Source organism: Kitasatospora sp. NPDC057936 (assembly GCF_042887525.1).
Classification (GTDB): Bacteria; Actinomycetota; Actinomycetes; order Streptomycetales; family Streptomycetaceae; genus Kitasatospora.
Genome location: NZ_JBHVPD010000140.1, coordinates 1 through 10229, shown reverse-complemented (window position 1 = coordinate 10229; position 10229 = coordinate 1). Strand labels below are relative to the sequence as shown.

Genomic DNA, 10229 nt, shown 5'->3' with positions numbered 1-10229 from the left:
ACCCAGAGGTCGCAGGTTCAAATCCTGTCCCCGCTACTCAGTAGCCGAAAGGCCCGGAGGATCCGTCCTCCGGGCCTTTCGCGTTCCCCCGGCCGTACGCCGCCCCCGGCGCCCTTGGCCCCGGCCCCGGCCCTGTTTCCACCCCCGTTTCCGCCCCCGTTTTCGGCCCGCATTCGGCCCGTTTTCGATCTCGTTTCCCATCGCGGCAACTTTCCCGTACTGTTGGGTTCACCGACGCGGGGTGGAGCAGCTCGGTAGCTCGCTGGGCTCATAACCCAGAGGTCGCAGGTTCAAATCCTGTCCCCGCTACTCAGTAGCCGAAAGGCCCGGAGGATCCGTCCTCCGGGCCTTTCGCGTTCCCCCGGCCGTTCGCCGCCCGTCGCTCTTGGCGCCGGCCCTGTTTCCGCCCCCGGCGCCGACGCCGGCCCCGGCACGAGAGCGCCCGAGCGGTCGCGCGAATAATCCGTTGCCCTCCCTCCGGGGCGCTGCCTACAGTGACGGCACACTGAAAGGAGGTGATCCTGAATTGAGTTCCATCAGGATGCGTGAGGTGGCTGCTCGCTAGAGCCGCCCCTGCCTGCGCAGGGTGGAGCCCTCGGGCTCCCGGCAGGCGAAATCCACAGCAGTCACCCGGCCCGTGGGCTCACCGGTACATCCCCGGTGCCTCGGCGCCTGGCCAGTGCACGGGCCGGCGCGGAGGAGCAGCCCACGGGCCGTCTGCGTTTCTCCGTCCGTCGTCGCCGCGGCGCCCGCGCGGCACCCCCGGGGCGTGTCCGCAGTGGGACCACGACGCTAGAGTCGGCCGGGGTTCCGGAGCGGAGCGACGCGGGCACAGGGGGTACGCGATGACGAAGGCGCGGCGGCGGACCGGTACGGCGGCCCTGCGGACGGCTCAACGGGCTGCGGCCGCCGTCCTGTTCGGGACGGGCCTGCTCGGCCTGCTGCTCTTCTCGCTCGGCCGCGCCCACGCCTGGCAGGCGCTCGGCGGCGGGCTCGTGATCGCCGGGGCGTCGTCGGTCGTCGGCGGTGCGCTCGGCTTCCTGTTCGGGGTGCCGCGGGTGCGCAACGGCTCCGGCGAGCCGCAGGGCTCGTACGCACCGAACACCAACCTGGAGCAGGTGTCGGACTGGCTGACCAAGGTGCTGCTCGGGGTCGGGCTGACCCAGCTCGGTTCGCTCGGCGAACGGCTGCACCAGCTCGGCACCGCGCTGGCGCCCGCACTGGGCGGCGAGGACGCGGCGGTGCCGTTCGCGGCGGCGCTGGTGCTGTACTTCACCGTCTTCGGCTTCCTGGCAGGCTGGCTGGTGACCCGCCTCGCGCTGCCCCAGGTGCTGACCGACGCGGACCAGGCGCTGGACCTCTTCCTGGCCGGGCAGGACCGCGACCGCCACGGCGACAAGGTCGGCGCGGACGACCTGCGGGTGCGCGCGATGCAGCAGCTCGGGGTGCTGGGCGGCAGCGCGGACCGGCCGGGCGCGCTCGCCGCGCAGCTGCCGCCGTCCGCCGGGTCACAAGCGGCCGGGCCGGACGGCGTGGTGGCCGAGGTCCGTTCGACCGCGCGCCGCTCGGCGCTCACCGCCGACCAGGTGCGGGACCTGTACGCGGACGGCTCGGAGGGCCGCCGGATCCAGGCGCTCGCGCTCATGCAGGGCGATCCTGCGCTCGCCGACCTGTCGAGCGTGCTGGACGCGATCGAGCGCCCGCGCTCGGGCTTCGAGCAGTACCACGCGCTGCTGGCCGCGCGGGGCCTGCTCTCCGGGCTGCCGGGCGCGGAGGCGCAGCGGCTGCGGGACGCGGTGGCCGGGCAGTTGATGCTGCCGGACGGCATTCCGTACGGCTCGGACCGGAGTTGGCTGGCGGAGAAGATCCTGTCCCGGCTGGAGGCGCCGGCCGGTCCGCAGGCCCCTGTGTCCGCACCCGCTTTCGTGCCCGTTTCCGCGCCCGCTTCCGTCCCTGCGGTCGTTCCGCCGCGGCAGGCGGCTCCGGGGGGCGGCTCCTAGGCGGTGCGGCCGGCCTCGCGGCGGCGGCGGTCGGCGGCCCGCAGCGCGAGGACGCGGCGGGTGTGACCGTCCCCGGCGCGCGGGAAGCGGCGGATCTCGCTGGCGACCCGGCGCTCCCCGAGCGCGTACCGCAGGGCGTCGAGGTGGCCGCAGGCGCGGCCGCGGCCGTCGTGCAGTGGGTGGACGAGCACCTCGCCGTCCGGGGAGGTCACCCGGACCAGCTCCACCAGGGCGTCCAACTGCCGTGCCGGAGCGAAGCGTTCGGGGTAGGCGAAGAGCAGGTAGCCGCTCAGGGTGAGGGCGAACGTGCCGTCCGCGAAGGGCAGTCGGGGCAGCGCGGCGGCCACGTACCGCTCCGGGTGGGCGGCGGCGTCGGCGACGTACAGGCGGCGGGCGCGGTCCCAGCTGCGCAGGTAGCGGTCGGGCGGGAGCAGCCGCGCGGACAGGTACAGCTCGGGGCGGGTGGTCATGGCGGCGGCCATCGCGGCCCGGGCGGCGAGCGCGTGGGCGGCGACGGCGGGCGGGGGCAGGGCGTAGGCCGGGTCGGCGGCGATCACGCGGCAGCCGAGGGCGCGGGCCTCGGCGGGGAGACCCGCGGCGCCGCCGGGGCAGTCGAGCACCGGTCCCGGCAGGGCGGCCAACCGGGCCCGGGTGAGGCCGAAGAGCGCGCAGTACTCGTCCAGGGGGCGGGAGGTGACCAGCGGGTCCGGGTCCACGGCCGGGTCCGCGGCGCGGCCCGGGTCTGCGGCCGGGTCCGTGGCTGGGCCTGCGGCCGGGTCTGCGGCCGGGTCTGCGGCTGGGGTGTCGTCGGCCACCCGGCCATCGCAACACGGGCCGGCCCCGGCCGCATCCGGAGCGTTCCGGGGCGCGGTCGGGGCCGGGAGGGGCTCGCTCGGCGGGTCAGCGGCCGCACAGGCCCTGGATCGCGGCCCGGTTGACGTTGGTCAGGCTGCGGACCAGCTGCGCGGTGAGGAAGACGATCACGATGCCGGCCACCGACACCGCGGCGATCTGCCCGGCGCCCTCGACGAAGTAGACGTGCTCGACGCCCTTGCCGTCCGTGTAGTCGAACACCTTGTAGCCCCGCCACGAGGTGAAGGTCGGGAAGACCCAGTGGTAGAGCGGGTAGAGCGCCATCGTCCAGCCGACCAGCAGGAACACCAGCGTCATCGCGAAGCTGAACACCGCCCACGGGAACATGACCACCTGGTACAGCACGCCCTTCCACCCGGCCGCGTCCGCCAGCCGCGCGGTGATCGCGCCCCACGTGCCGGGCCGGCTCTGGCGCACCGGCGCCGGTCCTGGCACGTCCAGGCCGAGCATGCCGCGGGCCCGGGAGCGCTCCAGCCGGCCGAAGCCGCGGGCCGCGACCGTCAGCCCGGCCAGGACGGGCAGTCCGAGGGCGGTCACGAAAGTGCCGACGCCGAACGAGAAGAGGATGACGGCGACGGCGAAGCCCACGAGCCCGACCGGCAGCCCGGTGAGGGCGTAGCCGACCTCGCGGTAGTAGTGCGCGGAGAACGGCGCCCGCCAGAACGGCGGCGGTTCCTCGGTGCGGCGGGCCCGGGCGGGGCGGCTGTCGTCGGTGCGCTCGCCGGTGCGGCCGTCGTGGCCGTCCAGGACGTCCCAGTCGCGGTCGTGTGTGGTGAAGCTGCTCATGTCCCGGCCCCTGCCCGTCTCGTTCCCCTGCTGACGGTTCCATTCTTGTGGGGCGGGGTGGTCCGGCGGCATCCGGAGGCCTGGCGGATCCGGGGTGGGGTTAACCCCCCGTACCCGCCGTTCCGCTCCCCCGCCACTCGTCGGCGAGGAGCGAGTACAGGTACGAGTCGGACCAGACGCCGCCCTTGAGGACGTCGTGCCGGACCCGGCCCTCCCGCTGGAAGCCGAGCTTCCCGAGCACCCGGACGGAGACCGCGTTGTCGACGTCCACGGAGGCGGCCAGCCGGTGCAGGCCGAGGTGGTCGAAGGCGAGGACGCACAGCAGCCGGGCGGTCTCGCTCCCGTAGCCGTGCCCCCACGCGTCCCGGCGCAGCACGTACCCGAGCTCGGCCGACCGGTACGGGCCGAGGGTGAGGGCGGCCTGGCCGATCGGCGCGGCGTCCGCCGGGTCGTCGGCTCCGGCGTCGGCCCGCGCTCGAGCGTCGGCTCGGGGTGCGGCGTCGGCTTCGGCTTGGGGTTCGGCATCGGCGCCGTGGAGGGTGACGGCCAGGCGGTAGGTCTCGCGTTCCTCCTCCATCGCCCCCTCCAGGTAGAGGGCGAGCTGGTCCGCGCAGGCCTCGCGGTCGCGCGGCTCGAACGGGAGGTACCGCGTGACCTCCGGGTCGCCGAAGAGCGCGTGCAGCGCGTCCAGTTCCTCCGGGGTGTGGTGGTACTCGCGGATGGCCAGCCGGGGGCCGGTGAGACGTACGGGGACCATGGCTGCCGACCCTACCCCCGACCAGCGGTTACCGTTCGAGCTATGAACGACGAAGACCTGCGGCTCGCCCCGCGCACCAGGGCCGCCGACCTGCTCGCCTGGGCGGCGGCGGAGGGCCGCACCCCGGTGGCCGAGGCGCCGCTGCGCACGGTGCTGGCGCTGCTGGAGCTGGGCGAGGGCAGGATGCGCGACGGCTGGCCCGAACTGACCTCGGACGCCGTGGAACACCTGCTGTACGAGCGGCTCCACCTGTACGTCCAGCCCGCCCCCGACGAGGACCCGTTCGCGTACGGCGAGGCCGTCCGGCTGCTGGTCGACCACCAGCGGGCGGCGAAGCGGCTCAACGCCAAGCGGCAGGAGCGGCTGCACGCCGAGGCCGAGTGGCAGGGCGAGGTCGCGGCCGGGCTGCTGCGCCGGGCCGACCTGGTGACGTGGCCCCGGCTGTACGCGGTGCTGCTGCGCGCGCACGGGGTGGACGTCACGGACGGGGCCGCGGTGCGGGACTGGCTCGCCGGGTTCCTCGAACTGGCCGAGGAGGACCGGCTGGACGCGTTCGCCGCGCTGGCCGAGGCCGGGTGGCTGGACGAGCCGGACGAGCAGGGCTGGGGCCCGGGCCGGGTGCTGTCGGTCGGCATGGCCACGGACGGTGCGCGGCGGCTGCTGGAGCAGGGCCTGATGCGGCGCAGCTACCGCAACCTCGCCGAGCTGAACGCGCTGGGGCGCCCGATGCCGGACGAACTGGCCGGGGACTTCGGGCAGTTCGAGGACGCGGCGGTGGAGGCGGCGCTCGCGCTGTGCGGCGATTGGACGGTGCCGGGGCTGCCGCGGCTGCTGGTCGAGGAGTTCCCGGAGCTCGCGCCGGAGCCGGGGCCGGCGGAGATCGAGGCGTACCTGGCGCAGCTGCCGCAGGCGTCGGAGCCGTCGGAATCGCCGGAGCCGTCGGAGCCGTCGGAATCGCTGGAGTCGCCGGAATCGTCGGAGCCGCCGGAACCGTCGGAACAGGACTGATGCGGAAGGCCCCGGCCGGTGACGGTCGGGGCCTTCCCTGTTTGCGTTGCGCGGTGGCTAGGGGTTCAGGCCGCGCTGCTGGAGCCAGGTCTCCGGGTCGACCGGGGCGCCGCCGCCCGGGCGGACCTCCAGGTGCAGGTGGGGGCCGGTGACGTTGCCGGTGGCGCCGACCTTGCCGATCTGCTGGCCGGAGGTCACCGTGCCGCTGCCCTTGATGATCGAGGAGAGGTGGCAGTACCAGATCTCGGTGCCGTCGGGCAGGGTCTCGACGATGCGGTAGCCGTACGCGCCGGACCAGCCGGCCGAGGTGATCGTGCCCTGGCCGACCGCGAACACGGCGGTGCCGGTGTCGGCGGCGAAGTCCAGGCCGGTGTGCAGGTGCGCCCAGTAGCGGGCGCTCTGACCGTAGTGGGCGCTCAGGTTGTAGTCGCGCACCGGCAGCGTGAGGGCGGCGGCCTTGGCCTTCTCGGCGTCGTCGGCGGCCTTCTTCGCCTCGGCCTCCTTGGCGGCGGCCTTGGCCTGGGCCTCCTGCGCGGCCTGCACGCGGGCGCTCTCCTCGGCGACGGTGCGCTGGCCGTCGGCCTGCTGCTGGATGCGGGCGGCGAGCGCGAGGCCGGGGTCTGCGGCGAGCGCGACCGGGGCCTCGTCCGGGGACTCGACGGCGGGCGCGGCGGCCGGGGTCGCGGAGGCGAAGCCGGTGGCGCCCAGGGTGGCGGCGACGGCGGTGACGCCGAGCAGCGGGGAGGCTCCGCGGGTCTGACGCGGCATCCGGTGGCGGTTGGCCTCGGCCTCCGGGGCCGGGAACTCGTCCCCGGCCGGACGGGGGTGGTCGAGGAGCTGGGTACCGGCGGCAGGGCCGGCGGGCTGTGCCGGGGTGTGCGTCGACGCCACGGAGGCGTGCTCCTTTCCTTCCTTCGCGCCTACCGGGTTAGCTGACGGGTTCGGAGCAGGAAGGTCTCCTACGGCCGGGCCGGGGCCCCGCCGATTCACCCCAAGGAACGTGGTTCCCCGGCTCCCTGACCTGCCCGGAGGCCGGCCGGCGGGATTAGGCGACGGCGCACGGTGCCGTCTGGGTACGGCGTTTCGACCGCGCTGCGTTATCAAACGTTAATCCTAGGGCGCCCTGATTCCAAGCCATCCGCCCGGGACGGCCGACAACCGGGCGGGTGCCTTGCGCCCTATGACTGATTTGCGGCTCTTACCCACCCCTGGCACTACTTAACGTGATTGGGCATCACCGAACGACGGCCCGACCAGGCCCGTCTGAGTACTCCTACTCATGTGCGGCGGCCGGACCGCCGCCATCCTGGCGCCATGAACGCACCGATGCAGTCACGCACCACGGCCGCGTACTACCTCCAGGCCGTGCTCTCCTTCGCCCTGTCGGGCACCGCCCTCGCCCTCGGGATCGCCTACCTGCCGGTCGGGGCCTGGACCCGGGCCTTCCTCGGGATCGGCCTGCTCTACACCGTCACCTCCTCCTTCACGCTCGCCAAGGTCATCCGGGACAAGCAGGAGACGAACGAGATCGTCACCCGGGTGGACCAGGCCCGGCTGGAGAAGCTGCTCAGCGAGCACGACCCGTTCAAGGTCGAAGGGACGTGAGGGGGCAGGGTGCCGGTCGGCGCGGACGGCCTCCTCACATCGGGCGGGCCGATAGCTTGACGGCTAAGGCTATTAGCCTTAGCTTTATGGCTATCGGCAGCACCGCCGATGCCACCGCAGCAGCGGACCGAGGAGGCCCACCATGAACGGCACCACCACCCCGGACACCCAGTACCTCGACGTTCCCGGCGGCCGGATCGCCTTCGACGACACCCGGAAGGGCGACGGCACCCCCGTCGTCCTCCTCCCCGGGATGCTCGACAGCCGCCGCTCGTACCGGCACCTCGTCCCGCTTCTCGCCGCCGCCGGCCACCGCGTCATCACCATGGACCTGCGCGGCTTCGGCGAGTCCTCGATCGCCTGGGACGACTACGCGCCGGGCGCCATCGCCGCCGACGTCCTCGCCCTGCTCGACCACCTCGGCATCGAGCGGGCCGTCCTGGCCGGCAGCTCCTACACCGGGGCGACCGTCGTCAAGGTCGCCGGGGACGCGCCCGAGCGGGTCGCCGGGATCGTCCTGATCGACGCCTTCATCGAGAACCTCCCGCAGAACGCCCTCATGCGCGGCGTCGTCCACGCCATGGGGACCGTCGTCATCCACTGGCCCGCGTTCTGGGGCTTCTACCACCGCAAGCTCGCCTACCCGGGCGCCAAGCCGGCCGACTTCGACGCGTACGTGGCCGGGCTCGTCGACTCGCTGCGCACCCCCGGCCGCAGGACCGCCACCCGCGGACACGTCCGCGGCGACTCCTCGCCCGTCGGCTGGACCGCCGCCGTGCGGTGCCCGGCGCTCGTCCTCATGGGCGCCAAGGACCCCGACTTCCCGAAGCCGGAGGTCGTCGCCGACCGGCAGGCCGCGGCGCTCGGCGCCCGGAAGGTGATGATCGACGGCTCGGGGCACTACCCGATGGCCGACAACCCGCAGGCCGTCGCCGGTGCCCTGCTGCCCTTCCTCACCGAGATCGCCTGAGCCTCCTCCCCCGGATCACGACACAGAGAGACCGAGCCATGCCCCGAGTCGGACTGACGCCCGAGCAGGTCGTCGACCACGCCCTCGCCCTCATCGACGACCAGGGACCGGACGGCCTCACCCTCGCCGCCGTCGCCACCCGGGCCGGCGTCGCCACCCCCTCCCTGTACAAGCACGTCAGCGGCGGCCTCACCGAACTGCGGCGGCTCATCGCCGTCCGCGTCACCGAGGAACTGGCCGCCCGACTCGCCGACGCCGCCCTCGGCCGCAGCGGGGACGACGCCGTCGCCGCCGTCCTCCGCGCCTACCACGCCTACGCGACGGCGTACCCGCACCGGTACAACGCCCTGCCGCAGGCCCCCCAGGCGGACGACGACCTCAACGCGGCGGCGGCCCGGCTGGTGGGGGTGATCGTCGCCGTCCTGCGGGAGTACGGCCTCGACGGCTCCGAAGCCATCCACGCCGCCCGCACCGTCCGCTCCCTCGCCCACGGCTTCGCCTCCCTCTCGATCGCCGGAGCCTTCCAACTCGCCGAAGACCTGACCACCACCCACGACCGCCTCATCACCACCCTGACGAGCGGCCTCCACACCTGGCCAAAAGCCTGAGGCGACACGAGAAGTCGGCCGCGTCGACTTCTCACGCGGACGAGATCGAGGCCGGTCCCGATCGCGCCCCCGACGAGGCCGGCAACCTCTCGCTACGCGAGGGCGCGGCAGCAGGTTCAGGGCAGCACGAAAAGTCGGCGAGATCGACCTCCCAGGCGAGCAGGACGCGACCGCCCCCTCCCCCGCCACCCGAGGACGGCACGAAAAGTCGGCAGGGTCGACTTCTTACGGGCCCTGGAACCCCGGGGCACAACGCACGAGAAGTCGGCCGATTCGACCTCTCACGCGGACGAGATCGAGGCCGGTCCCGATCGCGCCCCCGACGAGGCTGCCAACCTCTCGCCACGCGAAGGCGCAGAACACGTTGAGGGCAGCACGAAAAGTCGGCGAGACCGACCTCCCAGGCGAGCAGGACGCGACCGCCCCCTCCCCCACCACGCGAGGACCGCACGAAAAGTCGACAGGTTCGACATCCTGCGCGCCCTGGAACCCCGGGGCACAACACACGAGAAGTCGGCCGAGTCGACTTCTCGTGCGGACGAGATCGAGGCCACGGGGTCGGGTGGCAGCGCGGGAAGTCGGCAGGGTCGACTTCTCATGCGGCGGGCGCAGACCCGTGGGGCACTGGGCAAGCCGCGCGGGAAGTCGCCCCGGCTGGCGCCTCGCGCACGGAGCCTGGCAGAGGCGGCAGCGCGCTGGAAGTCGAATGGGCCGACTTTTCGCGCGGTGCAATTGGCGGGGAGGCGGCGCACTCTGCGCATGGCGGCGATGAAACGGTTCTGCTCGTTCCCGGAGGCGCGTGAGAAGTCGGCGGGATCGACTTCTCGCGCAGCGCGGCGAGCAAGAGGGCAGGAGGGCAAGAACGGGGCGCGCGACACGCTGAAGGAACGCTTCTGCAGGACACCGAGAGCGCGCTGAAAGTCGGCGGAGCCGACTTCTCGTGCGAGGCAGGCGTGATGGGAGAGAATGCTCCGGAGCGCGCGGGAAGTCGGCGGGATGAGGGCGGCGCGGAAGGTCGGCAGGATCGACTTCCCGTGCGGGGAGAGAGGTTGGCAAATGTGCGCGGGGCCGGGGACAGGCCGCGTTGATCCGGAGCGCGCGGGAAGTCGGCGGGGGCGACCTCCTGCGCAGTGAGGCCAGCGAGCGCACGGAGAGCCTGGCGCGAGCCCTGCCGGCCCGGCGTGCATAGAAAGTCGGCGGGATCGACTTCTCGCGGGGAGGGGGAGGTAGGTGAGGCCGCGCGGGGGCCGGGAACGGACTGCGGTGATCCGGAGAGCACAGGAAGTCGGCGGGATCGACTTCTCGCGCAGTGCGGCGAGCAGGAGGGCAAGAGAGAGCCGGGATCGGGCGCGCGGCACGGCGAAGGAGCACCTCTGCAGGACACCGAGGCCGCGCTGAAAGTCGGCGGAGCCGACTTCTCGCGCGAGCAGGCGTGGCGGGAGAGCGCGCTCCGGGGCCGTGTGGCGGCGGGATGAGGGCGACGCGGGAAGTCGGCGGGGGCGACTTCCCGTGCGGGGGAGGGAGGTTGGCGAGGACGCGGGAGGGCCTGGGGGCGGGCTGCGGCGGTCCGAAAGGCACGGGAAGTCGGCAGGATCGACTTCCCGTGCGGGGGAAGGAGGCTG

At 73.6% G+C, this 10229-nt stretch carries 9 protein-coding genes, 1 tRNA gene and 1 riboswitch; of the genes, 6 read left to right on the top strand and 4 right to left on the bottom strand.

The features are described from left to right. Positions 1 to 235: 235 nt before the first annotated feature. Together ACFVU9_RS42260 and ACFVU9_RS42255 are read left to right on the top strand one after the other, a co-directional pair. Positions 236 to 309 (top strand) — tRNA-Met (locus tag ACFVU9_RS42260). A gap of 536 nt (positions 310 to 845) precedes the next feature. After that, positions 846 to 2000, top strand: coding sequence for a hypothetical protein (locus ACFVU9_RS42255; protein ID WP_387602833.1), 1155 nt, complete (start codon positions 846 to 848; stop codon positions 1998 to 2000). On the opposite strand, the gene ACFVU9_RS42250 is transcribed toward ACFVU9_RS42255, so the two are convergent. From ACFVU9_RS42250 to ACFVU9_RS42240, 3 genes are all read right to left on the bottom strand, one after another. Beyond that, a complete protein-coding gene (locus tag ACFVU9_RS42250) occupies positions 1997 to 2815 on the bottom strand; it encodes a hypothetical protein (RefSeq protein ID WP_387602830.1) in 819 nt (272 codons plus the stop codon). The genes ACFVU9_RS42255 and ACFVU9_RS42250 overlap by 4 nt on opposite strands. Positions 2816 to 2900: 85 nt before the next feature. After that, a complete protein-coding gene (locus tag ACFVU9_RS42245) occupies positions 2901 to 3659 on the bottom strand; it encodes a sensor domain-containing protein (RefSeq protein WP_380494047.1) in 759 nt (252 codons plus the stop codon). Between the two features lie 100 nt (positions 3660 to 3759). Then, positions 3760 to 4416: a GNAT family N-acetyltransferase gene (locus ACFVU9_RS42240; RefSeq protein ID WP_387602827.1), complete on the bottom strand. Its 657-nt coding sequence runs from the start codon at positions 4414 to 4416 to the stop codon at positions 3760 to 3762. Between the two features lie 42 nt (positions 4417 to 4458). Between ACFVU9_RS42240 and ACFVU9_RS42235 the strand changes: the two genes are divergently transcribed. Then, complete coding sequence (locus tag ACFVU9_RS42235) at positions 4459 to 5424, top strand: hypothetical protein (protein ID WP_387602824.1); 966 nt, start codon at positions 4459 to 4461, stop codon at positions 5422 to 5424. Positions 5425 to 5481: 57 nt separating this feature from the next. Here the strand turns inward: ACFVU9_RS42235 and ACFVU9_RS42230 are convergent, their stop codons facing one another. Further along, entirely contained in the window at positions 5482 to 6315 is an 834-nt protein-coding gene (locus ACFVU9_RS42230) for a M23 family metallopeptidase (RefSeq protein WP_387602821.1), read from the bottom strand. Positions 6316 to 6327: 12 nt separating this feature from the next. Then, positions 6328 to 6486: riboswitch (cyclic di-AMP (ydaO/yuaA leader) on the bottom strand. 252 nt (positions 6487 to 6738) lie between these two features. Here ACFVU9_RS42230 and ACFVU9_RS42225 point away from each other — a divergent pair. The 3 genes from ACFVU9_RS42225 to ACFVU9_RS42215 all read left to right on the top strand — a co-directional run bounded on the left by ACFVU9_RS42225 (position 6739) and on the right by ACFVU9_RS42215 (position 8607). Then, complete coding sequence (locus ACFVU9_RS42225) at positions 6739 to 7029, top strand: YiaA/YiaB family inner membrane protein (RefSeq protein ID WP_380436885.1); 291 nt, start codon at positions 6739 to 6741, stop codon at positions 7027 to 7029. 142 nt (positions 7030 to 7171) lie between these two features. Further along, entirely contained in the window at positions 7172 to 7999 is an 828-nt protein-coding gene (locus tag ACFVU9_RS42220; RefSeq protein WP_387602816.1) for an alpha/beta fold hydrolase, read from the top strand. A gap of 38 nt (positions 8000 to 8037) precedes the next feature. Beyond that, a complete protein-coding gene (locus ACFVU9_RS42215; protein WP_387602813.1) occupies positions 8038 to 8607 on the top strand; it encodes a TetR/AcrR family transcriptional regulator in 570 nt (189 codons plus the stop codon). Positions 8608 to 10229 lie beyond the last annotated feature (1622 nt).

Bases quoted from the DNA above. Each gene is read 5' to 3' on its own strand.
- ACFVU9_RS42240 (WP_387602827.1), bottom strand. From the start codon at position 4,416: ATGGTCCCCGTACGTCTCACCGGCCCCCGGCTGGCCATCCGCGAGTAC.
- ACFVU9_RS42225 (WP_380436885.1), top strand. From the start codon at position 6,739: ATGAACGCACCGATGCAGTCACGCACCACGGCCGCGTACTACCTCCAG.
- ACFVU9_RS42220 (WP_387602816.1), top strand. From the start codon at position 7,172: ATGAACGGCACCACCACCCCGGACACCCAGTACCTCGACGTTCCCGGC.
- ACFVU9_RS42255 (WP_387602833.1), top strand. From the start codon at position 846: ATGACGAAGGCGCGGCGGCGGACCGGTACGGCGGCCCTGCGGACGGCT.
- ACFVU9_RS42235 (WP_387602824.1), top strand. From the start codon at position 4,459: ATGAACGACGAAGACCTGCGGCTCGCCCCGCGCACCAGGGCCGCCGAC.
- ACFVU9_RS42215 (WP_387602813.1), top strand. From the start codon at position 8,038: ATGCCCCGAGTCGGACTGACGCCCGAGCAGGTCGTCGACCACGCCCTC.
- ACFVU9_RS42245 (WP_380494047.1), bottom strand. From the start codon at position 3,659: ATGAGCAGCTTCACCACACACGACCGCGACTGGGACGTCCTGGACGGC.